The 22,587-nt window shown below is 60.0% G+C and carries 15 protein-coding genes and 1 pseudogene; 10 read left to right on the forward strand and 6 right to left on the reverse strand.

The window, feature by feature from the left end; genetic code table 11:
* Nucleotides 1–922 precede the first annotated feature (922 nt).
* The 3 genes from AAFG07_RS33085 to AAFG07_RS33095 all read left to right on the forward strand — a co-directional run bounded on the left by AAFG07_RS33085 (nucleotide 923) and on the right by AAFG07_RS33095 (nucleotide 4,400).
* Nucleotides 923–1,837, forward strand: a complete 915-nt coding sequence (locus tag AAFG07_RS33085; RefSeq protein WP_342723894.1) for a class I SAM-dependent methyltransferase — start codon at nucleotides 923–925, stop codon at nucleotides 1,835–1,837.
* Nucleotides 1,838–2,036: 199 nt separating this feature from the next.
* Complete coding sequence (locus AAFG07_RS33090; protein ID WP_342723895.1) at nucleotides 2,037–3,038, forward strand: GHMP kinase; 1,002 nt, start codon at nucleotides 2,037–2,039, stop codon at nucleotides 3,036–3,038.
* Nucleotides 3,039–4,136: 1,098 nt separating this feature from the next.
* Nucleotides 4,137–4,400, forward strand: coding sequence for a hypothetical protein (locus tag AAFG07_RS33095; RefSeq protein WP_342723896.1), 264 nt, complete (start codon nucleotides 4,137–4,139; stop codon nucleotides 4,398–4,400).
* Between the two features lie 452 nt (nucleotides 4,401–4,852).
* Here the strand turns inward: AAFG07_RS33095 and AAFG07_RS33100 are convergent, their stop codons facing one another.
* The 3 genes and pseudogenes from AAFG07_RS33100 to AAFG07_RS33110 form a co-directional block, all read right to left on the reverse strand.
* On the reverse strand, nucleotides 4,853–5,863 hold the full coding sequence (locus AAFG07_RS33100) for a cysteine synthase family protein (protein WP_342723897.1): 1,011 nt from the start codon (nucleotides 5,861–5,863) through the stop codon (nucleotides 4,853–4,855).
* A 182-nt stretch (nucleotides 5,864–6,045) separates the two neighbouring features.
* Complete coding sequence (locus AAFG07_RS33105) at nucleotides 6,046–6,534, reverse strand: GNAT family N-acetyltransferase (protein ID WP_342723898.1); 489 nt, start codon at nucleotides 6,532–6,534, stop codon at nucleotides 6,046–6,048.
* 439 nt (nucleotides 6,535–6,973) lie between these two features.
* Nucleotides 6,974–7,278: pseudogene (locus AAFG07_RS33110) on the reverse strand (transposase); the annotation flags it as partial.
* A gap of 401 nt (nucleotides 7,279–7,679) precedes the next feature.
* Here AAFG07_RS33110 and AAFG07_RS33115 point away from each other — a divergent pair.
* The 3 genes from AAFG07_RS33115 to AAFG07_RS33125 all read left to right on the forward strand — a co-directional run bounded on the left by AAFG07_RS33115 (nucleotide 7,680) and on the right by AAFG07_RS33125 (nucleotide 10,036).
* On the forward strand, nucleotides 7,680–8,306 hold the full coding sequence (locus AAFG07_RS33115; RefSeq protein WP_342723899.1) for a hypothetical protein: 627 nt from the start codon (nucleotides 7,680–7,682) through the stop codon (nucleotides 8,304–8,306).
* Nucleotides 8,307–9,111: 805 nt separating this feature from the next.
* Nucleotides 9,112–9,636 carry a hypothetical protein gene (locus AAFG07_RS33120; RefSeq protein WP_342729443.1) on the forward strand — a complete coding sequence of 175 codons (525 nt, stop codon included), beginning with the start codon at nucleotides 9,112–9,114 and terminating at the stop codon, nucleotides 9,634–9,636.
* Between the two features lie 154 nt (nucleotides 9,637–9,790).
* On the forward strand, nucleotides 9,791–10,036 hold the full coding sequence (locus AAFG07_RS33125; protein ID WP_342729314.1) for a helix-turn-helix transcriptional regulator: 246 nt from the start codon (nucleotides 9,791–9,793) through the stop codon (nucleotides 10,034–10,036).
* Nucleotides 10,037–10,183: 147 nt separating this feature from the next.
* Here the strand turns inward: AAFG07_RS33125 and AAFG07_RS33130 are convergent, their stop codons facing one another.
* From AAFG07_RS33130 to AAFG07_RS33140, 3 genes are all read right to left on the reverse strand, one after another.
* Complete coding sequence (locus AAFG07_RS33130) at nucleotides 10,184–10,417, reverse strand: hypothetical protein (RefSeq protein ID WP_342723900.1); 234 nt, start codon at nucleotides 10,415–10,417, stop codon at nucleotides 10,184–10,186.
* A gap of 59 nt (nucleotides 10,418–10,476) precedes the next feature.
* Nucleotides 10,477–10,620, reverse strand: a complete 144-nt coding sequence (locus tag AAFG07_RS33135) for a hypothetical protein (protein ID WP_342723901.1) — start codon at nucleotides 10,618–10,620, stop codon at nucleotides 10,477–10,479.
* Between the two features lie 149 nt (nucleotides 10,621–10,769).
* A complete protein-coding gene (locus AAFG07_RS33140; protein ID WP_342723902.1) occupies nucleotides 10,770–11,102 on the reverse strand; it encodes a hypothetical protein in 333 nt (110 codons plus the stop codon).
* Between the two features lie 972 nt (nucleotides 11,103–12,074).
* Between AAFG07_RS33140 and AAFG07_RS33145 the strand changes: the two genes are divergently transcribed.
* Genes AAFG07_RS33145 through AAFG07_RS33160 form a run of 4 tightly spaced genes read left to right on the forward strand, consistent with a single transcriptional unit; the run spans nucleotide 12,075 to nucleotide 22,181 of the window.
* Nucleotides 12,075–13,889, forward strand: a complete 1,815-nt coding sequence (locus AAFG07_RS33145) for an AAA family ATPase (RefSeq protein ID WP_342723903.1) — start codon at nucleotides 12,075–12,077, stop codon at nucleotides 13,887–13,889.
* A complete protein-coding gene (locus tag AAFG07_RS33150) occupies nucleotides 13,886–14,539 on the forward strand; it encodes a 4Fe-4S single cluster domain-containing protein (protein WP_342723904.1) in 654 nt (217 codons plus the stop codon). Before AAFG07_RS33145 ends, AAFG07_RS33150 begins: the two co-directional genes overlap by 4 nt.
* 11 nt (nucleotides 14,540–14,550) lie before the next feature.
* On the forward strand, nucleotides 14,551–20,817 hold the full coding sequence (locus AAFG07_RS33155) for an AAA domain-containing protein (protein WP_342723905.1): 6,267 nt from the start codon (nucleotides 14,551–14,553) through the stop codon (nucleotides 20,815–20,817).
* A complete protein-coding gene (locus tag AAFG07_RS33160) occupies nucleotides 20,814–22,181 on the forward strand; it encodes a hypothetical protein (RefSeq protein WP_342723906.1) in 1,368 nt (455 codons plus the stop codon). Before AAFG07_RS33155 ends, AAFG07_RS33160 begins: the two co-directional genes overlap by 4 nt.
* Nucleotides 22,182–22,587: the final 406 nt, after the last annotated feature.

Consider the following 22,587-nt stretch of genomic DNA (forward strand, 5'->3'; position numbering starts at 1 on the left):
TCGAACATCGTGGTGTCAAGAGACTCGGCGCGAATTGCACCTGATGCGCGATCGCCACACGAAGCCAACTGCTCGCGGCGATGACGGCCGTGAAAATTGCGTCAGGTTTGCTGCCACCGGACAAATGGCATGACCGGCGATGGGTGTCAGGCGCGCCGGCAGCAAACCAACGCACGTTCGGGAGAAAGCCTTCCGGGAGAGCGAAGCCGCGGCGATGCCTCTTGCGGAAGCCGGGCGATGGCTCGCGCCATCCCGCCGCCGCCAGCACCTACGTTGACGGAGCGGATCGCGGGCAACGCACGCCATACCGAATGCTGGCACATTCTGTCGCGTTTGTCGGGTCCGCGACACGAGCTCTTTTGTTCGATCACGCATGTTGTCTCGCAGACCAAATAGCTGAAACGCAATCACAAACGTCCCTTTGCCGCCGTCAACCAGGCTGGCACGAATTTTGATCTCTATTCCTGCGACGCGACGGGTGACTGCCAACCGGCATCACTTCGCGCGTGATCGCGATGAATGGAACGAAGAAGGGAAGCTCTGCATGTCAGGTCTGCGTCAGATCGGATTCGACGGAAAGGATGGCGCCGGCAAGTCATCGATCAAAACGGGCGCGCAGCTGTTATGCTAGGCGTTTACGACAATCCACCGGAAGTTTCCCTGGTTTCGGAAAGGCGATGCGGAGCGGTTCACCCACTACGGCCCGCAAGCTGTCATCCGCTCTGTCCATCAGGGTCGCCCGAGACGCGGTAGCGCGCAGATCTCACGAAAGCAGTGAGTGGCGGAGGCGAGATGGCTCGAGTGATGAAAGGATCGCGCGAGCACGTTCGTGTACGGCACATTCCCGGCATGCCTGACCATTCTGTCGAGCTGATCTATCCGGATTCCGGATTTCTTTCCCACGACATCGCGATCCGTCGGGATGTCTGAAGGATTCCCGATCAACTCCGGAATGTGGCGGACACACGGGATCTCTACAAAACTTCTTCACGGTAACCCGCGCAAGCATTTGTGCGGAATCGCCATTCTAACCAATCGTCACGTGACGGAGCAGAAGATGCAGGTTGCCAGGAGCCGGTCCTTTGGAAGCTTTTCCGAAGTAGCAGAGTTTTATCCGGGGCGTCCCCCCTACTCACGGCGACTGCTTCAGTCGCTTATTGACCAGGTAAAGAGCGTAACCGAAAGCCCCGTCTTCGGTGATATCGGAGCAGGTACGGGCGCGATCGCGTATTCCCTGGCTGACATGGGGCTCTCCGGCTATGCGGTCGAACCTGATCGTCAGATGATGGAGGTAGGGCAGCGGCTCAACCCGACTGGAGCGGTATCCTGGATCAATGCGTCGGGAGAATGCACTGGCCTGGCCGACGGTTCGCTGGACTGGATTTGCTACAGCACATCGTTCCATTTGACGGACACGAGCGAAGCACTTCGCGAGAGCATGCGGATCCTGCGGCCTGGGGGATCCTTCACAATCACGATCCTGCAGTCGGATCTTGAGACTGACCCCTTTCACCTCGAAATCGAAAATCGGATACGCGACATGGCGCCTGCCCTGCGACGGGCGCGTACTCTGGGTCTCGGCCCCACAGGAACTTACGAGCCGCTCCTCAATCAATATCCCGGCTTCGGGAACTGCATTTATCTTGCCACCACCGAAGCCATCTCGATGAGCGAAGAGCAGTATGTCAACTTTTGGGCTTGCTCACATGACATCCCGAGTCAGGTTGCGCCCGAGGTCTGGGACTCCATACTGCAAATGATCGCGGACACGTACAGAAGCAGGCAACCGGCCGGCCTGCGATTTCGTTCCAGGGCGTGGCATGCCCAACGCGAGTGAGATGGTTTCCATACATCACAACAGACGGCGCCAGACCGCGGTGATGGGCTTGCCGGGGAGATGACGCCGGGCGCTGTGGCTGAAGGTCAGCAGGGTCCGGTGTTCTGTATTCCGCCCCGGCTGACAGGACCAACTGGCGCGCTCGGCGGATCAGTCCGTACATACAGGTCGACAACAATCCAGCAAAAAGGACTCTCGCATGCTTGAACGCCGGGCGGCAGTTGGAGTGGGTTGTTTACCGCCATTCGATCCAATGGTTCGGGAGAGTCCCTGCCGGCTTATTCCCCCCCAAGGCAGTCAGCTTCGGGCGGGGCAAGTTGCCCGCGACCGGGCGGTCGGCTACGGAATGGGGCACCACGGCGAAATCCTGCAGGGAGCGTTCCGTGATGGAGAGGGGCAGATGCGTCGAGGGCTTGTAACCCTCCCCTTTCCTGTCTTCAATTCCGTGGCCTGGGCCGTGCCGACGGAAGGGCGCTCCATCGAGATTGACCCGCCCGAGAAAACAAAAGCGCTACGGGCCGTAGCCTTGTTATTGAACCGGATCGGGGAGCGTTCGTCTGGACTATCGGTGCGGATCCGGAGCAACATCCCGATCGGTTACGGTTTGGGCTCGTCAACAGCTGACATTGTCGCGGCTCTCACGTCGGCAGCCAGCGCGCTCGGTGCCAGCCTCTGTCCGGCGGACCTCCTGAAACTGGCCGTCAGCGCGGAGCAGGCAAGCGACGGGACGATGTTTACCTCACGCGCGGTTCTTGCTGCGCATCGGGAAGGCGTCCTTCTCGAGGAGTTCGCACGTCCCCTCCCGCCCATGGGGCTCATCAGCATCAACAGCAGTCCGGACAATCCGCTGTTGACGCTAGACTTTCCACCCGCTCCGTATGAGACGACGGATGTTGATCATTTTGACGACCTGCGGAGAACATTGAGACAGGCTGTCGCCGAGGGAGATCAGGCGCTGCTTGCCAAAGTCGCAACAGAAAGCGCGCTGATCAATCAACGATATCTTCCACAACCGGGCCTCCCGGATATCCTGGACATCGCGCGCGCGAACGGCGCATTGGGGATCCAGGTTGCGCATAGCGGGCGAATGCTTGGTTTAATCCTGCCCGCCAATCTCGACCGGTTCGATCGTCCGGTTTCAACGATCATGGGCGGGCTTCAGGAGCTCGGTGCCGTGCCAATGTTCATCTCCCGCCTGTAGTGAGACCAGCAATGCGGATGATGATTGCCGCGCACAGCGGTTTTGTTTGCTCTTGTTGTCGCAGAGAGTCGGTCAGAGCCCCGGTTTTCAGTGCCGCATGCTGCTCCCGCCCGCAGCGCTTTCGTCGGTCTCAGTGCGGCAGCGGATACGTTCGGCGGTCTCATGCCCGGCAAGGACAGCGAGGAAGCGAATCGCCGGCCACCCATCCTCGTCGGCTGCGCTTATTGGCGAGCGCGAGCAGATCAACGACGGTCCGGCGGGCCTTCCTGTCTGGCAAAGCGTTCGCACAGGAAATCGAGGACAGGCCGGTACGCTTCGCGCGAGAACAGCTGGTTTTACGAGGCCAGGTTAAGGAGCGCCATCGGCTTGCCCGCAAGAAATGGATCACGCGCGCCGGCAATTGACCGACCTGGCGAGCTTACCGTTGAGGCGTGGCCCCCGGCGCCGCCGGGTGAGAGATGTGTGCTGCCCGCGAACACTCGGGTGATCGTCTTGTTACCGGCGCCCACGCACCAGATTGCCGATCAAGTGCGAGCGCAAGGTGTGGAACACCTTGCGCAAGGTGAAGCACGGGACGGTGTCATGTGGTCGATGACCTCTTCTTGTCCGGGATACGCCGGCCCCGGCCGATCCCAAGGCGCGCCGCGCTCGCTGGCGGTCCGCCCGGCGTTACTGGCGTCGCGGCGTCAGACGATCCCGTCGATGAAATCGCGATGCGCATTGGCGGGCGCCCGTGCTTCAGTCATGCCGGGCCCTCATCCGGTCTCGCGAGTGGCACGTCGATTGCTGTGATGAGACAAGATCACCGCAAAAGCGCTGGATCGTTCCCAAAACTGACCGATGGTGCCTCCCGATCGATCTTGATGGATGCGCTGTCGAAGTTTGTTCTCATTGGCATCGAGACGCACGATCAGTCCCGCTTGCCGCGAGGCTTACCGGGCCGAAGGATGTTGATGCAGCCTTCAAGCACATCGGTCGAACCAGTCGCACCGGTCATGCAGACCTGCCGTTTGAGGCGATCCCCGGCCAAGCCCTCCGCGCCGGCAAAAGCGACCGTTCAGCGGTTCCGGAAAGCCGCTTCATGGAAGGATCAAGAATATGAGGATTATCGACGAGCCTTCATCCAGTCGCTCAGCGTCGGTCGTCTTCGTTGGCAGGAATCGCCACGGCCGCTGGGTCGCCTGGGAACAGAATGGCCGGTTTGGCGGCCTGTTCGTGAACCGCGCCGCGGCCTTCAAATTCGCGCTTCTCAAAAATGGGCATTATCCAGAAAACATCGTTGAGCTGCCACCGGAAATCGAACTCGAGATTCACCGTCAGAACCCTTTGTGCGACGGGCGCAATCTGACAGGGGGACGATGACGCCGGCATCTCGGGTGGAGACGCGATCTGTCGAGCATGTCGCCACCGGCAGACACTCGCCCGGGTCACGTTTCGTCATCGGCACGCATCGACAGACCTCCGGTCGCGGCTGCAGCATTGATTCGGCACGCTGTCTCTCCTGTGCAGACACGCCGCTCCCCTTCCGAAAGGTACTACTGTCGTCCCCGCACTCAACAACGGGAACGACTGTGGTCAGAGGATCGAAACGATTTGCCCATCTTGATCACATTGCGTGCGGACACCTGCTCAGGTTCGAAGGCGCAGGCTCCATACACGCGCGGGCTGGTCGTGCGTTTCGCCGCCCCGGGTACGCTCGCGCCGACGCCCGCTGGCCCGCAGCACGTCCCATGCGCCAATCTTCCGCGGCTTTATCCGGTTGCCTGTCTGGCTGTCTCCTGCTCCGGCAACTCACGGGCGGGTTCTGGCAGCCTTCATGCTGCATGCGGCTTTCCCAAAAGCCAGCCATCCAGTTGGGCGGCGATCGCCGGATCGAGCAGATGGCGCTTTGCCATCCACTCGTCATCGAAAATCGTGCCGAGGTATTTTTCACCGCCATCGACGACCAGGGTCACAACCGTGCCGGTCAGCTTGCCTGCGGCGATGAATTCGAGGGCCTTGTAGATCGCGCCCCCTGTCGACCCACCGACCAGAAGTCCCTTGCGTCGGGCGATGTAGCGCGCTGTCTCGAAGGCCTGGATATCGCTCACCTGTACTCCCTGATCGATGCAGCCGTAGTCCAGCACAGTGCCGACCCGGTAGCCGGCTGGTATGCCCGTGCCTGACTGGTAGTAGGGATGCCCGGCCTTGCCGAAGACAATGGAGCCGGCGGGCTCCACGCCGATCGTTCGCAAATTCGGATTATGCCGTTTTAACCACTGCGTGACACCGGTGATCGACCCTCCGCTCCCGACGCATGCGACGAAGGCATCGATGCCGCCCGAAAGCTGGCTGATCAGTTCTTCGGCGAGACCGGCGTAGCCGTCAGGATTTGCAGGATTCTCCTGTTGGTTCATGAAGACCGCGCCGGGCAGCTGCGCGGCGAGCTGTGCTGCCAGTCTCACCCGCTCTACGACGGCGATCTCGTCTTCGGCGAAATCGCCTTCGACATAGCGGATCTCGGCGCCGAGTGCCCGCATCATCCGGATCTTGTCGGAGGCGGCATGGTGATCGACGACAGCGATGAAGCGCAAGCCGAATTCCACAGCGGCCAGCGCCAGCCCTGTGCCGGCATTTCCGGAAGAGGACTCAATGACGGTGCCACCTGGCGGGAGGCGCCCGTCTCGGAGCGCGGCGACGACCATGCTTCTTGCCATGCGGTCTTTCATCGAGCCGCCGGGATTGTTTTTTTCGAGCTTCAGTACCAGGCGAGCGTCCGGCCTGGCGACTTCAATCGACATCACCGGGGTCTGACCGATCAATTCCGTTACGATGGTGGGCAGCATCATCTCTCCAAATGTCTCTGGCTGCGGACCCGCGCCTGCGTATCCTCTAAAGTACAAAGCGGACGGGCAACAAGTGGCAGATCAACTGACACGGCCATGCCCGGACTTACGAAATCCATCCCGGCCTTTCTCGCATGTGACCTGCTGGCGGACTGTCAAAAGAGCAAAAGCGGTCGCGCTCATCATCTCGAGCTGATCCTGTATTCAAGAATGTTCTGAGGGCCGATCGGGCCGGGGTGAGTGGTGCCTGTGTCTCGAAATCCGGACTTCAGATAAGCCCCTCTCGCCCTCACATTGCGTGCGTTGACGGCCAGCATGAGACGGTTGACGCTTGCCCGGTTTGTCGAGATCCAGTCAGCGACAAGCGAGGTTGCAGCCTTGCCATATCCGTTGCCCTGGTATGCCCGGCCAACTCGAATACTGTGCAAGGTGATCACGTCTGATGGTGCCCATTCGGGCAGGGCCGCCTTTTCGCGAAGAACGAAAAAGCCAACAACTTCGTGCCGGAAGACAATCGAGAATGGATGTTCCAGTTCCGGATGTGAGCTATTTCGAAGCTGAGCGAACACCAGATTCAGGGAATCCACGAACTGCTCTTGCTCTGGCTCGATCTCAAGGTGGGCAACCATCGCGTAGTTGGAACGAGACAAAGTTTTCAGCATCGCACGCATGTGGATCCTTCTATCAGCGGGGCTCTGGTGAAGACCGAGCGAAAAATGTCGCTCGCAAAATCACATTGATGGGCAGCAAGGGAGTCTCAAAAGTCGTGCCAACTGCGCAGCCAGAGGCTCAGCATGATTTTCCGCAATGATTCAATCGCTTGCAGCGTCGAGCAGTTCAGGGCCAGGGACAGGTAATACCAAGGCCATAGTGTTGCTGACTCGACAAACCCGACAATGCTGGTGAGGTGTTCGGGGCCTTTCCCCAGAGCTGGTGGACAGGATCCCTGCGAACGCCATGACGCCGTCGTCACCTGTGCCGTTAACCCGGACGACGTAGTCCGCCGGGACTATTCCGTGGCCACCCCCCGGGGCTAGTCCTCGTCCTCGACAGGATACTTTGCGATGCGAGCGATGGTGAATACGGAATGAAATTTGTTGACGTGAATGGCTAAGCCGCCCGAACGGAGGACGTCGGCCTGGGAGAGCTCCAATTCCACGGCAGCGATTCATGCAGGCAGCTCTGTGGCACGTCGGCGATGGCGCGAAGGCATCGGCGAGCCACGCTTTCGGGTCGATGTTGTTGAGATCACCGTCGTGATGAGCGTCGCCATCACCGCGGCGCGCTCGGCCCCGCGTCCGGATCCGGCGAACAACCGTGCCTTTCTTCCCGGAGCAAAACCACACAGGGCGCGCTCCGCGGCATTGTTGGTCAAGCGGATCCTTCCAAAGCACGAAGCGGGCCAAGCCATCCCACCAGCTGCACGCGAAGCGCTCCTCGCTGTCGCGTTCGTCTAACGTGATCAAGCCGATCAACTGCTTGCCTCAAGCGTGGCCGTAACAGGCGACGCCTTGCGTCCGGAATCGGAGAAAGCGTCGAACCCGCTATCGGTGTCGGCCTGAAGAATGCCGGCGAAGTTCTGAAGATGCCGCGCCGGATGCCGGCCGCGGGAGGCTTGAAATAGCGACGCCGATCCGGTCCGCCACCGTCGAACCTGGAAGAGGTCACCGACCGCAGCAAGAAAAAGGCCTTCCTAACCTCCCACCCGCCACACCCGGAGCATCCCGACGTGCCGCCCGGGCCTCCCAGCGAGACGCCCGGTAAGGGTCCGCCTCGCCCCAGCTCCCCTCCCGGTCATCGTCCCGTGGGCCGGTAATTGGCAAAAGGCACCGTGCGCTCTGCCGACCGCGACTGGTGGACGCTCTGGCCGGAAATCTTCGGCAACGAGCTCGCCGCCTCTGCACGTCTCGGATTTCGTCCGCGGACCGTCCACAAGCAGAACGGCGTGCTGATCCTGGAGGCGAACTGGCCCGTGCAAGGGCAGGCTGAGACGATGCGGCTTCGTATCGGGTATTCTCCGCTGCACCCCTTCTTCAGGCCGGCCGTGGCGGTGCCGAACGAGCGCTTCGACTCGCCGCCCCCCTCAGTCGCGAGCTGTGCCTACTTACCCACAATCCGGGCAATGGGACTCGAATCAACTGGTCGCCGACTTCATTCAGGAGCGGCTGACCTTCTGCTGCGCGCACTTGAGGCCAGAAAAGAAGGCCGCTGGGACGACGCAGCCAAGCTCGAGGAGCAGGCCGCCGACCCATTGATGCCGTATTTCGCAGGAGCCTGCGAAGAGGATTCGGTCATCCTTTTCGATGGTCAGGTGACGCTACCGCCAGCGCAGCACGGGCTGCTGGAGGTGGTCTGCTCGTCTCGTTCCAGCCGGACGAACACCGCCGCATTCGAAGGCGTGTTGCGGCAGCTGAAGACCAGCAGCGGGACGGCCTGTGAATAAGCACTGAACTTTGCCCCCTATCGGCTTCCAACATTGACCCCGCATGAGACGAATGTTCCGATGACGGTTCAACGGTTTCATATTATCGGCTGGGGCAGCCTTCGGCGCCGATCGGGGGTCAAACAGCGTGCCGAATTACATCTATGTGGAGCGACACAGACACTAAATTAGCTGCACCGGCGTTCGGTTCCGGACACACGTCACGAACCAGACAGCTGTGACTGGCGCGAGTGAAACACGAAGGAAGCCGTTGATGGCTAAAACAGCCAACTTCCAGCCGGTCAACGATGGAGATTTACGCATGCTACGATTTTTGCGGATTTGATGCTGGATCGGTTTGGTCGCAAGGCTAACGTGTAAGAGAGGCAAGACGGCTATATATGCCGACGGTCGACATCTTGCCCTTCAGATCAGCGCGTGCATCAAAGTCCACGTGCCGAATACCAATGGCAACGCATTGCTGCTTTCCAAAACAACTGGTCGTAACCCGCATGGTCAGGAGAAGATCGATAACAGCGACGCGAAACATCATCGCGGGTCCACTGTATGCAACCATTTCGGCGACTCTGACGATTCAAAAATGACGACAAGCAGTCCTTGCAGAGCAGGGTGCGCATGCTGCCGCTCTTCCAATGGGCGTGGGCGCCGGCGGCTATTACGGCACGCCGCTTGCTAGGGTACGATAATTAATCCAGCTCGACCGTCGCTACCGCCCCAGAGTTCAGATGACACCTGACTCGTTAACATATGCCATAGCGCGGTCTTGTGTCCTTAGCTCAGATGAGAAAGTTCCCTCTAGTCTTCAATGTGCAGTGAGAGCAACGATATCGTCGCCGAACTTCAAGAGGCGCTCGGCTCCTATGACAACCAAAAAGACGGCGTCAGCTCTGGCGGGCTGGATTGCACAGCAGTGCATCGTGGAATAGCCGACAGCTATCTGGTCAAGACGAACCGGCTCAACTATCGTGTCCACAGCTGTGCCGCTGGTCTGTCGCACTATCCGAAAACGCGCGCATTGGTCGTTGAAACCGGCAGCATGCGTGTCACTCAATGGATGGCCTCAAGGCATCTTCACCCCGGCGGCATCTTCATCCCCATGAGATGGCGGCGATACGACATTGAGATCAGCGACGAGGCGACCTTTTTCATTGTTGATTTCTTGGATCGGTGGGACGCGAAGCAGGTTCACGAGCGCAACCATGACTCTTGCGGAATGCTACATTCCGAGGACTTTTCTTGCGGCACCCGCCATCGCTCATCTGACGCGCCAGTCATACGCACAAAACCTGCCCGAGGCCCATCAAAAAAGGGCCATTCTAATGCTTGCTAACCTCCTACGGCAGTCGATTGAAGTCGTGCTTCCTGGAGAGCGTGCAACGACAACAGTCGAAAGCCGAATGGTTCAGATCGTTCAGTTTATATGCTGCAACATGGATAAAGTGGGTCTGCGCCCGGCAAATGCGGCTAGGAAATTTAACTGCTCTATGCGTACGATCCAGAAGACTTGTGCTGACAATGGTACAACGTTCGGCAAACTTCTCATGGAGATCCGTCTGTCCCTCGCGGCTCGTCGATTATCCCTTGGAGAGGAACGTATTTCCGAGATCGCATACTCTTGCGGATTTGCGAGCTTGCCCCATTTCTCTCGAGTGTTCAAATCGCGCTTCGGCGTCGCCCCACGCGTCTACAGGGCAAACCTGCGGGATCAAGCACCCCCAGCACGTAGCTAGCCATTGGAAAATCTTTGAAGTGACGTTGCTCTCCGGATCAACAAGGTCAGGGGAGCAGCCCGATATGACAGGCTGATGAAATGTGCGCGCATTGAACAACTCGAAGTCGCGAAGAAAGGCTGCAGTCGCTCGATGTGCGCCGAGCTTCTAGGGTGACCGCTCCCAGGCGTCGTACTGCGCCCAGAGGAAGTACGGCGTATCCCAGATTGGCGGAAAACTCACAGGAGCGTCGTTGCGCGCGAAGTTGCCCTTGAGGAGGGGATCGGTGAGTTCTCCGGTCGCTGGGTCGAGAAAATTGGTATAGAAGACCTGGTTGCCGATGCGGTTCAACGCGTCCAGTTGACCGAACCCCTCGTCGAGATTCGTGACGCCCTGCCCCATCAAAAGGCTATCGCTTAGGTCCTTTTTGCTTCTTGATCTTTTGAAGTGCGAGCTGCAGGTCACTCCGAAGCTTTTTGCGATCGATGCTGTGGACCTTCGATGCTTTCCAGCCGGCTGGCAAACCGTTCGAACCGCCACGGCAACATCAGCGTATAGCCGATCGACAGCCCAATGACCCGTTCGACCTCGCCGAGATTGACCATCGCGGGCCCACCGTCTAGCGAATGCTGGCATTCTTATACTCGAGATGTGAAGGAGCCGTGATCTCCGAACCGGCCGCTCACCGGCGATAACAGGTAAATCCGGAATTTCGACGCGTCAGAATTGCCCTTGATACTATTGAGCTGCTCAATCAAATCGAGCGCGGTCTCGCTCCGGAATTCTCGACATATCCGCCGTCCACCAGACGCGCTTGCGGATTGGCGGTAACGCAATCATTCCTCAATGAGACCGTGGCAGCCAGCGTCACCCAGGGAAACCGCGCGCTCGTAAAAGCCGCTGTGCTCAGCGGAATGTGCAGTGAGCGGCTCGTAACGGTCTGATCGACGCCGATGCCGGCGCGATCGAGCGTTGCGAGAATACACAGGTCTCTGTCTTTTGAGTGTAGCGGATCGATATCGAAGGGAGCGAACACAGCCCGTTTGCCACTACCGGCATCCGTCGTATTCAACAACAGCGCCGGCATACGGTCATCGCGTCATTCCCCCATACGATCTAACGGAGATAGTCCTGAGCGAAGTCAAATAGGCTTGGATTGCAGAAACTCGTACCAACTGTGATCGAGAGCATGACGCCTAAGACTTGCGAGCGGCTTGCAGTGAACTGACCAGCGATACCGCTATCGGCCGGCGCGGTGAAAATAAAGCGCTTAAACCTACAGTAGTGGCGCGATTTATCGATGCGTTCCGCCCGACGGTCAAGAGATTTTCGACACGGATGAATCAAAAGCGAGGCGCCGCCGTTTCGCCCCTCCGATCCACTCAGTTGCGCATTTTTTCTTCACTCATTCGCTTCAAACGCAATAAACAGGCGCCGTCCGCGCCCCGCTCTATGTTGTTGTTGGAAGATCGTAGATCATCATCACTGGATGTTTGCTTCAACGCTTACAGGCGCTCAGAATCGAGTGGCCATCAGCTGCTTGGTTGAAGCTGTCTTGTGGAGCTACAAAAGTTGACACCCAGCAGCGCGGGAACGACAGGCAACACGGTCTTCAGATCGCCGCGCTCCATGGCGGATATGGTCGCACAACCACGCCGGCATCGACCGCCGCAAAGTCAGATGACGGTCACGGCCCAGGCCGACGTCCTTGATTGACGGACGTACTGCCAACCGTACAGCTCACAGCGCTCGGCGAGCATCGCAAGAACCGGATTCCAATTGGCTTGATGAAGTTGACCGCTGGCGCCGTTCGGATCGAGTTTTTGTCGGAAACGGCAGTTCAGATGGACGGCCAGATCGCCGGCGTCCAGTTTGATGGTGCCCCTGCCCCTCCGCACGCATGCTTCCGCTCTCCGCCGATCCGCCCTCTTATCTTGCCGTCGCCTTATCCCAATTCCCTATGAACTGCTGGGAAATACTCTCGAAATCGGCAAGTGAGATAGCTTATAGTCGCGTGATGCGGGTACAAAGGGGGGCCTTCTCGGTGCACGATAGTTCGGTGGAAAGAGCCAGATGGCTCCGCGATTTGCTGCGCTTTCTGCCGCTGCGCAGCCAGTTCGTGCTCTCTGGCAACACCCGCGACCTTCAGATGCATGAGGTCGTTCCACGCGAGGTGACCGCAGCGCCGCTATCCAGGGTCCTGCCAGACGTCCTAAGGGAAGCAGGTTATGCGCAGATCGTATGGTTCGATCTTCTGAACGGATTTCGGGATATCGACCCGGCGGACGGAAGCTCCCTCACGCGATTGGGTCTGATGCCGACGGGCGGCGCTGCGGCAGGCGGCATTGACCTCCTGTCGACGACGCTGGAACGTCACGTCGCAGCCGAAGGGCAGCCCTCCGTCCTCATCGTCGACTTCGCCTCCAGACTGGTCGCGCGAAACGAAGCATTGTCACCTGCCGAGCACCAGCTTTTCTCTCGGGCGCTGATCCTCTCGCATGCGGCGCGTGCCCGTCCGGCGGGCGACAAGCGGCTCCCCTTCTTTAATACGGTGGTTTGGATCGTCGACAAGGAGGGTGATCTGCCCGATTGGTTCCTGATCGGAAACCCGAAAGTCAGACACATCCCGATCGGACGACCGGATCATCTTGCCAGAAGAAGCATGATCCGCTCCCTCGTGCGGGGTCTGCCGGGTGCCCAGAACGCGGAACAATCGGCATTGGAGAAGTGTACGCAAGAGTTCGTGGACGAGACGGAAGGCCTTCTGTTGCTGGACGTGAGCGCGGTCGCGCAGCTTGCCCGCAGCGAAGGCGTCCAGTTCGATCGGATTGGCGACGCCGTCCGGCGCTTCAAAGTGGGCGTGACCGAGGATCCCTGGCGCAAGATCAGCCGCGACAAGATCCGCTCGGGTGAAGAATTCGTCAAACGACGCGTCAAGGGACAGTCTCACGCCGTCACGCATATGCTTGATATCGTCAAGCGTGCGGTGACCGGGATCGGACAATCGCCGCGGGGCGGCCGACCAAGAGGCGTGGTTTTCCTGGCAGGCCCAACCGGCGTCGGCAAGACGGAACTTGCGAAAACGATCACGAGCCTGCTGTTCGGCGATGAATCTGCCTATATCCGCTTCGACATGTCGGAGTTCAGTGCCGAACACTCCGACCAGCGGCTGATCGGCGCACCGCCAGGCTATATCGGATACGACGTCGGAGGCGAGCTGACGAACGCTATTCGTGAGAAACCGTTCAGCGTCGTCCTGTTCGATGAGATCGAGAAGGCTCATCCGAGGATTCTTGACAAGTTCCTGCAGGTTCTCGACGACGGCGTCCTCACCTCCGGACGAGGCGATCGCGTCTATTTCTCCGAGGCCTTCATTGTCTTCACCTCGAATTTAGGCATCTACGTACCGGGGCCGTCCGGCGAGCGAATTGCCAACGTGACCCCCGAAGAGACTTTTGAAGCGGTACGCAGCAAGGTCCGAAGCGAGATCGAAAGGCACTTCAAGCAAGTCCTCAACCGGCCCGAGATATTAAACCGCATCGGAGAGAACGTCATCGTTTTCGACTTCATCCGCCCCGAGGTCGCAAACGAGATATTCGATTCAATGGTCGACAATCTGCTCAGGGAGGTCAACTCGCTGGGCTATGACGTGAGTTTGACCGCGGCTGCGCGCGAGGTGCTACGCGGCCTGTGCCTGGCCGATCTTTCCAACGGCGGCCGAGGCATCCGCAACCAAGTCGAATCTCACCTCATCAACCCGCTATCACGGGGTCTGTTCGATCGCGGAGCGCAAGCCGGACGCAGATACCGGATCGAAGAGGTTCGCCCCGGGCCATCGACCACGATCGATCTCGTGAGCGAGCAGCCTTCATGAGCACGACGGTCAATCTATCGCGCATCCATTTCCCGATCACCACCTTGGGCCCCGGTCGGAGGATCGGAATTTGGTTTCAAGGCTGCTCGATCCGTTGTCCTGGATGCATCTCCATGGATACATGGGTGCAGCGACGCGGAACGACCGCCATAGACGAAGTCGTGCAGACGGTTGCGCCATGGCTTGCGACGGCCGACGGGATCACGATTGCGGGTGGCGAGCCTTTCGACCAGCGCGAGGCCTTGTTCGATCTTTTGGCACGGCTTCGAGCGCGAACGGATGCGGACATCCTCGTGTTTACCGGCTACCCATGGACCACGATCTGCGAAGCGCTCGCGACCTCGCCATCTCTCATCGACGCGATCGTCTGCGGGCCGTTCGATATCGACGAGACGCAGACCCTCGCGCTTCGTGGCAGCGACAACCAGGAACTGCACCTCATGACGCCTTTGGGCCGCGCTCGGTTCGCGAGCTTCGAGCGGCGGATGGACGAAACAGACCGCGCCTTCGACGTCATGTTCGACGACAACGGAGACGTCTGGCTTGCCGGCATTCCCGCGCGCGGCGACTTCAGACGGCTGCGACATATTCTCGAAGGCGGCGGATCGACGCTTGGAACTTCGGAAGACACCCGTTTCCCATCTCTTTAAGAATTTGACTGATGATCAGACTTTGCCCGAACTGTAATACCGAACGGCCCGTCACCGAGATATTTTGCGAAGGCGTCTGCAATGGCCAAACCTGCGGCTGGGACCTGTCGACGGTCGATATAACGGCGCCCGGCGCGACGCGACCGAAGCCGAATCCACATGTAAATGCTCCTTCAAGCGTCCCGACCTGCCAAAACGGTCATCAGGGCTCTCCCGGCGACCTGATCTGCGGCATCTGCGGCGAGCCGACGATCGAATGCGATGAGCCCCCCTCACCGGCCGAACCAACGCCGGAGCCGGAGCCTCCGCCAGAGGCCGAAACGATCGTGGACGGTTGGCATCTGCAGAAACGGATCGCCTCCTCCAGCGCGGTCCGCGAGCGCTTCGCCGCCACGCGCGCTTGCGACGGACAACGTGGAATACTCACACTTTACGCGATAGGCTCGGAGCCGGATCAAGCGATCTACGATTTGCTCTTAAAGCTGCCTCGAGATCACGTCCCGGAATTCTTCGCAACCGGCCGCTGGCAAGACCGCGCCTATGAGGTCGCGGAGGAATTCAAGGGCGGCACTCTGGCGGATTTTGCCCTCGATCCTGCCGATCCGGCGGCGATAGCTAACTTGGTCGGCGAGCTCGCCCAGGCCGTTCACGCGCTCACCGAAGCCGGATTGCGACACCGCGATTTGCGCCCTTCGGTCATCTTCGTGCGATCAAGAGAGCCACTTGACCTTGTCATCGGGGGTTTCGGATCGGCACGGCTGTCCGAATTCGACCTCGATATCGTGTCTCCGCTGGAAACCACCCGCTATATGGCGCCCGAGGCGATAGCCGGCGGCGTCGCCCCGGCTTCCGACTGGTGGAGCCTGGGGATGATCCTGCTGGAGAAGCTCACCCAAGGCGCGTGCTTCCAAGGCATCAATGAGCAGGCCTTTCTGATCCACATTCTCACCAATGGCGTACACCTCCCCGAACATCTGGATGGCCGGATCAACGCCTTGCTGCGCGGCCTGCTGGCGCGTGACCGGCGTCAGCGCTGGCAGTGGAAGGAAGTTCAGGCGTGGCTGCGCGGAGAGAGCGTATCAGCTCCAGCAGCCGAGCCAGCCGGCGACACAGAGGGGCGGACCTCGATTTCGCTCGGTGGAAAGCAATTTCGATCCGCGAACATGTTCGCATTGGCGGCGGCTGAAGCTGGGAACTGGGACCAGGCCAAGGCCCTCGTCCTCAGGGGCGCTGTTGCAAGTTGGGCTTCCGAAGCCGGCTTCGAAGCGGCGGTTGCGGCCACTCTTCGGCAAATCCTGCGGACCGAAGATCTTCAGGAGGATTTGAAGCTCTCCATCTCTTTGAAGACGCTCAATCCTTCGATGCCGCTGATCGTCAGGGGCAACATCGTCACACCGGGTTGGCTACTCGACCACCCGAGCGACGGTTACGGTCTGATCACCGGCCCGGCACCCGACCTGCTCCGGAAGATTGATCCGGACGATTGGCTTTGGCGTCTGAAGGTCCGCTCGGACACAGTTCGAAAGCGATTGGCCCAACTCGAAATCGCGGTCGACGAGGACGTTCTGCGCGTCCACCTTCTGTCGACCTCTATGGCCCGCCTGGCGGCGCTTTGGGAAGAGCGGAGAAAGCTTTTCCCCGATACGGACCATGCCGGCGTCGCCACGCTCACCGAGCGACGCATTTCGGCCGAAGAAGATCTTCTTATCCTGCTCAGCGCGACGTCGAACCAGTTCCGTTCTGCTTCCGAGGTCATCGAAGAAGCAGAAAAGGAAGCCTCACTGGCAGGGCTCGGCAACTTTTCGGCCGAGAAGGCGACAGAACTCCTTGGCCGGCCGCGTCGCGAGATCTATCAGGTGATCGACGAGCGCATTCAAAACTTTGCCAGATGCGGCATCAAGCAAGTTGACGAGTGGGCGGATCAGTTTCGCCTGGACAGGCGGATGCCGCTTGGGCGCGCGCTCGCCCTTCTCTGTGTGGAGCTAGACACCTGGAGACCACTTCCAAAGCAGGGCTATGTGTCGACGATCCTGGACTTTTTCGCCAAGCGGATTTCGGGCGGAGTCTTGCGCGGCCCGCTGACGCGGATGCTGATCGGCAAATCGGCCAGGATCGACCTCACCGAGCTCGATACGTCCAGAGTTCCGGCGACTGATATTCTCGATCAACTGCTTGGTCGCACGAACCGGACTGTGAATCTCGATCCGGCCGCGTTCGCCGATGATGACGGCCTTGAGCGAAGGCTGCGCTCGTTGCACTCCCACGCGCTGCTCTACAGGCGCGATACCGGCATCGATGGCCTGTTTATGGGATTTCCGTTCCTGATCATGCGCGATCATCGGCCGAACGCGAGACCGCGGATCGCGCCGGTGCTGCTATGGCCAGTGCGCGTCAATCCCGAGGTCGGAAACCGCGGTCATGTCACTATAGGCTATGGACGTGAGAGAAATCCCGATACCGACATCGAGCACGTTCTCGTCAATCCGGCTCTCGAAGGAATGGTCGGCATCCCCGAGGCGAGGCGTTGGCAAGAAGCTGCCAACGAGCTCCTTACCCATGCAAGCCTGTCCGTCCAGGCGGTAATGGATGCCTTCAGCCGATTGGCCACGCCGGCCGGCAACGAATTGACGGCCCTTCCCGGAAAGGACGTCAACGTCGGCGCCCAAGAACGTCAGCTGGTGCCAGCCGCCGTGCTCTTCCATCTGGCGTTCATGGGCCAGGCCGTCATGAAGGATCTCGAGACGCTCCGTGGCTTACCGCCGACCGCGACCGCACTCGAGGCCGCCCTGCGTCTGAACGAACAGCAGGCGGCGCCTTCTGCATCGCCCCTGGTGAAAGAGGCCGACCGGTACTTCACTGCCGACAGCGACCCTTCGCAGGAGGCCGCCGTCCTCGAAGCGCGCCAGGCCCCGGGGCTGGTCATCGAAGGACCTCCCGGAACTGGCAAGAGCCAGACCATCGTCAACATGGTCGCTGACGCGATTGGCACGGGAAAATCGCTCCTCGTGATCTGCCAGAAGCAAGCCGCTCTCGAGGTGGTGCGCAAGCGCCTGGACAAGGAACACCTGACGGATCGCTTCGTCATGATCACCGACGCCAATCGCGACCGCGAGCCGATCGTTGGCGCGATCCGTTCGCAGGTGCAGGCCTTGCACAGCTTGTCCCCGGGTAGGTCTCCGGCCTGGAAGCGAGAGCGCGAGCGCCTGGCGGCGCGCATCGAGACGCTCGAGACGGAGCTGGATCGCCGCCAGATCGCGCTTCATTCGGTGGACGATCGGACCGGGTTGTCCTATCGAACGCTGCTCGGCGAACTGCTCGAGATCGAAGAAGGCAGCCCAAAACCCGTCGACGCTCCTGAACTGCGCCCTTTGCTGTCTGATCTACATCCCGCGGACGTGGCGACGATCGAGGAGAATTGCGGCCCGCTCGCGAAATTCTGGCTGTCGTCGAAATTCGAAGACAATCCCCTGTCCGCCCTGAAGCCATTCAATCCCGATCGAGGAACCGCGACCGCCATCGCCTCGCATCTGCAGGCATTCTTGCACGCCGATACCCGGCGGGAGCAGACCGATGCCGAGACATCGAACTGTCTGAAAATATCGGATGCGGCGGAATTCCAGTCGTGGCTCGCCGAAGCGGACGAGCTCCGCTCGATCAGCGATTCGGTGTGCGCAAATCTCGCTCGATTGCGGCCGCTGTTTCGAAACGTCGAGGGTGGGGCATCGGAAGCGGCACGCATTCTCGGTGGCCTTTTACAGATCAAGGAGATCTTTTCATCGCTCGACGGCCCATCCTACAAGCCGAACTTTTGCTCGAGGCTCATCGCCTTCAACGAGGACGAGCTCTGCTCCGCCGGGGAGCTCGCGGGCCAGGTTCGCTTGCCGGCAAGTGTCCTGCAATGGATCAACCCGCTACATTGGCTCCGAATGCGTCGTGTACGCGAGCTCCTTGCGTCGTTGCAGCTCCCGCAAGATGCCAGCGCCATCAGCGCGTTGTATTATGCGGTCGAGCTCGAATTGGCCATGCGCCAGCCAAGGCGCGAACTCGAGCAATATTTCATGATCCTCTTCGGCCGGGCCCCCAATCTGGATCTGTCGCCCGGCAAGCTCGCCGATTTCGCCGAGAGGCTTGGTTCGTTCCTCAATGGTCTAGGCGGCCACAATTCGCTTGTCGATCGGTGCCCGACCCGGCCCGAGCTCGATAGAGCGCTCTCGGCCGGAACCAGCGAAGAACTCGGCTTGTTCTTTGAGCGGGCGGATCTGGCGCTCAGAAGGCATGACACGCGAGAGGAGAGCCGCGCCGCCTTGGACCGGCTCAGGACCTACTTCGACGAGCTGTGGCTCGGATCAAGACGCTCGGCGATCGAGAATGGGCGTTCCAACGCCGGCGCCGTCGCCGAGATCGTGCAGGCTCTGCCGATGCTGAGCAACTACCAGGAATTTCGGCTTCGATCTTCCCGCCTGGGGGCCAAGGAGCGAGCCATCTTCGCAACTCTCAGGTCCAGGGAGTCCGAGTTGTCGAAACTGGCTTCTGAAGACCTCGATCCCTGTATTCGCGCCTCCATAGGGCGCGAGGCCCGTCTTTCATGGAAGGCTGGTATGGAGGGCGCGAATCCTGACGTATTGTTTGATGGCGACGAGCTAGAGGCGAAGGTCAAATCGCTCGCGGAAGCCGACGCGCAGATCCGGCAGTACAACAGGGATCTTCTCGTCCAAGGTATTGACGCTGCAAAAGTGCGCCCGACGACCGAGTGGGACGCGATCACGAAGCTGCGTGGCCCGAGAGCGCTAAGATTGCGCGAATTCGTCGATCGCGCCGCTCCGCTCGGCCTCTTCGCGCTCCGCCCGGTCTGGCTCATGACACCAGACGTTGCCAGCCGCGTGCTGCAACCTCGCGCCGGACTCTTCGATATCGTCATCTTTGACGAGGCATCGCAGATGCCGGTTGAATACGCCTTGCCCTCCCTGTTCCGAAGCTCTCTCGTCGTCGTTAGCGGCGACGAAAAGCAGATGCCGCCCACCTCCTTCTTCGCAAGCAAGGTCGAGAACGATGAAGCGGCGATATTCGACGGTGAAGAACCGGAAGAAGGAGCGAGTGAGGAGGAACGCGAGGCCTTTGCCGAGACGTGGAATCGGAGAGAGATCAAGGACTGTCCCGACCTCCTCCAACTCGCCCGCTCCGTACTTCGTACCCGTACTCTGCAGGTGCACTATCGTTCGAAGTATCGGGAACTGATTTCGTTCTCGAACGCATCGTTCTACGCCAACACTCTTAGCGTCCCCGTTCGTCATCCCGAAGAGACAATCCGCCGGCTCAAGCCCATTGAAGTGGTGCGCTCAGACGGCACGTACAAGGGCCAAACGAACCAAAAGGAAGCCAGCGATGTCGTGGAATACCTATCCGGGCTTTGGGAGGATTCATCGCCGCCGTCGGTCGGTGTCGTCACGTTTAATCGCAAGCAGGCCGACGCCATCGAAGATGCTTTGGAAGACCGCGCCGAAAACGACGCAGTATTCCGCGAGGCATTGATGCGCGAGCGTGAACGTATCGAACATGGCGAAGACATGAGCTTTTTCGTGAAGAACGTGGAGAACGTGCAAGGCGATGAGCGTGACATCATCGTTTTCTCGACGACCTTCGGCCGCAACGAGCACGGCGTCTTCCGCAAGAGCTTCGGCGCCCTGGGGCACGCCGGGGGCGAGCGCCGCCTGAACGTCGCGGTGACACGCGCGAGAGAGAAGGTGGTCATCGCCACATCCATGCCGATATCGGAGATATCGGATCTGCTGACGAGACGGAGCGGTCCCCGGGTGCCGCGCGACTATCTGCAAGGCTACCTTGAATATGCCAGGACGGTATCCGATGGCCTCATAGGCTCCGGAAAGACTCTGTTGGACCGGATGGTCACCGAACAGCGTTCCCACAACGAAGCTGCAAATCATGAAGAGGATGGCTTCACGAAGTCCGTCGAAGCCTTCCTGGAGACGAATGGCTACAAGCCCAGTCGGGCTCGCGATGGCGGCGCATTCAGCCTCGATTTCGCCGTGACCGATCCCCGGACCGGCCTCTACGCTATCGGCGTGGAATGCGACGCGCCACGACATCGGTTGCTGGAAAGAGCGCGCGCTCGCGAGATCTGGCGTCCGAAGGTGTTGGAAAGAGCCGTCCCTTACGTCCACAGAGTTTCGTCGTATGCCTGGACGCATGCCGGAGACGCCGAACGCCTGCGGCTCAAGAACGCTGTAGAACACGCGCTCCGTGGGGGAGGATTGCAATGAGCGGGCCCAAAGCATTCAGGATCGTTACCCGAGCCGAGATCATCGCCATCTGTCATCGCAACCTGGCGCGGCTCGACGCCGCGATCGAAAGCTGGACCGCAGCCGGCAGACGCAACGGGACGATTGAGCAGAAGGACATCGAAAAGGTCATAGCCCGGCGAGACGAGCTTCGTCGCCTGCTCAACGCCGATCGTTTCGTCGAACTACAGAAGCAGGTCGCAGCCGAGATCGGCTTCCTTCAGGTGGATTCCGAGCGCCGCGTCGAAAAGGCTGCCGAAATAGCGGCACGCTCGAAGCGTGATTTGAGGCGCTCGAAAGTGGCAGCCGAGGCGCTGCTGCAGAGACTGCAAGCGCTGAAAGTCGAGATTCCCGCCGACATTCGAAGCGAGCTCAGTGGCTCGACCGGATCTTCCGAGCGCCTGGAAGCCAATATGGCAAAGGCGCTCCTGCTGGTTCCGTCTCAAGCGGCGCTGGATACCCCGACAGATCGCCAACGCGCGCTTGCCGACCGGCATGGCGCCGGCGAACGCCGTGAGACGCTGCAAGAATGGCTTTCGCGACAACATCAGGAGATGGAGGATCCGGGCCTGGCGCGCGTCGATGCTGTCCTTGGCGAGCTACGCGGGCTTGGCATCGATTCGTCCCCGTTCTCGGACCGTGTCGCACTCCTGGAGGCAGAATCCGCGGCTCGAAGATCGCTTGTCGCGGATAGCCTTCTGTTGGACTTGGCAGCGGCCGTGAAGGATGGCCGCGCCCGGGTGCGACTAGCCAACGAGCTTCGGCAACGACGCGCCGAACTGTCTGTGATGAAGTCAACGGAAGCGGCCTCGCTGCGCAGCGAAATTGAGGAGACCCTTTCTTCGCCGTCGGCCAGCAACGGCCAAGAACTCGTCAAGCGCGCAGATTTTCTCATCGAGGAGGAATTCAAGGCGATGGCCGCCGAAGAGCGCAGGCGTGCGGTGCTGGAGGGTCTTGCCAGCCTGGGCTACGAGGTATCCGAAGGAATGGCGACCGCCTGGGTCGATAACGGCCAGATCGTGCTGCGCAAGGCGGCCAATCCTGGCTACGGAGTAGAGCTCTTGGGCGGATCGAGATCGGATCTCCTGCAGGTGCGGGCCGTGGGTATCGGCAGCTCGGCCGAAATTCGCGATGAGAATCGTGACCGCGACATGGAGACGATCTGGTGCGGCGAGTTCGATCGATTGAAGGCGTTGGTAGCTAAAGCAGGCGGAAATGTTGCGATGGAATTCGCAAGGCCGGTCGGTCAATTCCCTCTGAAGATCGTCTCGGATCCGGGTGTAAGCCACCAAGCGGAGATTGCCGAAAGATCGTATCGAGAACTACCACTCAACCGCCACAATTAGGGATTTGCCAAAACTCCGGCCTCCAACCTAAGAAAAATGATCTCGCAGATGCCAGCGAAGATCACACAGCCCGAATTATCTCTTTTGCGCAGTCGAGAGCTTTTGCGGCGACAGCTTTATAGCCGTCCCTTATGATGAGGCTGTCTGTTGCCCCGCGCACTAGTTCTGGATTGAGCTTATTGATCTGAACGACGGTTTCGACCACGTGTCGATATGGGCCACCATCTCGCCGCACGTCTATCACGACCACGACAACTGCCCGGCCGGAAAGCACATCAAGCAATGGCACAGACCCGGCTCAGCTGGTAGGCCATGTCGCCGCGCTTTTCTATCGGCATGATCACCAAATCCCGCGAGCGGGTCTGAGGCGCTCCGCGCATGCTCACCTTCCGGGGCACGGCGCAGC

Source organism: Bradyrhizobium sp. B097 (assembly GCF_038957035.1).
Taxonomy (GTDB): domain Bacteria; phylum Pseudomonadota; class Alphaproteobacteria; order Rhizobiales; family Xanthobacteraceae; genus Bradyrhizobium.

What these genes read in the sequence shown, in the direction of transcription:
- AAFG07_RS33155 (WP_342723905.1), top strand. Translation starts at nt 14,551, where the DNA reads ATGATCAGACTTTGCCCGAACTGTAATACCGAACGGCCCGTCACCGAG.
- AAFG07_RS33130 (WP_342723900.1), bottom strand. Translation starts at nt 10,417, where the DNA reads ATGGGGCAGGGCGTCACGAATCTCGACGAGGGGTTCGGTCAACTGGAC.
- AAFG07_RS33125 (WP_342729314.1), top strand. Translation starts at nt 9,791, where the DNA reads ATGCGTACGATCCAGAAGACTTGTGCTGACAATGGTACAACGTTCGGC.
- AAFG07_RS33150 (WP_342723904.1), top strand. Translation starts at nt 13,886, where the DNA reads ATGAGCACGACGGTCAATCTATCGCGCATCCATTTCCCGATCACCACC.
- AAFG07_RS33090 (WP_342723895.1), top strand. Translation starts at nt 2,037, where the DNA reads ATGCTTGAACGCCGGGCGGCAGTTGGAGTGGGTTGTTTACCGCCATTC.
- AAFG07_RS33105 (WP_342723898.1), bottom strand. Translation starts at nt 6,534, where the DNA reads ATGCGTGCGATGCTGAAAACTTTGTCTCGTTCCAACTACGCGATGGTT.
- AAFG07_RS33085 (WP_342723894.1), top strand. Translation starts at nt 923, where the DNA reads ATGTCTGAAGGATTCCCGATCAACTCCGGAATGTGGCGGACACACGGG.
- AAFG07_RS33120 (WP_342729443.1), top strand. Translation starts at nt 9,112, where the DNA reads ATGTGCAGTGAGAGCAACGATATCGTCGCCGAACTTCAAGAGGCGCTC.
- AAFG07_RS33135 (WP_342723901.1), bottom strand. Translation starts at nt 10,620, where the DNA reads ATGGTCAATCTCGGCGAGGTCGAACGGGTCATTGGGCTGTCGATCGGC.
- AAFG07_RS33140 (WP_342723902.1), bottom strand. Translation starts at nt 11,102, where the DNA reads ATGCCGGCGCTGTTGTTGAATACGACGGATGCCGGTAGTGGCAAACGG.
- AAFG07_RS33095 (WP_342723896.1), top strand. Translation starts at nt 4,137, where the DNA reads ATGAGGATTATCGACGAGCCTTCATCCAGTCGCTCAGCGTCGGTCGTC.
- AAFG07_RS33100 (WP_342723897.1), bottom strand. Translation starts at nt 5,863, where the DNA reads ATGCTGCCCACCATCGTAACGGAATTGATCGGTCAGACCCCGGTGATG.
- AAFG07_RS33160 (WP_342723906.1), top strand. Translation starts at nt 20,814, where the DNA reads ATGAGCGGGCCCAAAGCATTCAGGATCGTTACCCGAGCCGAGATCATC.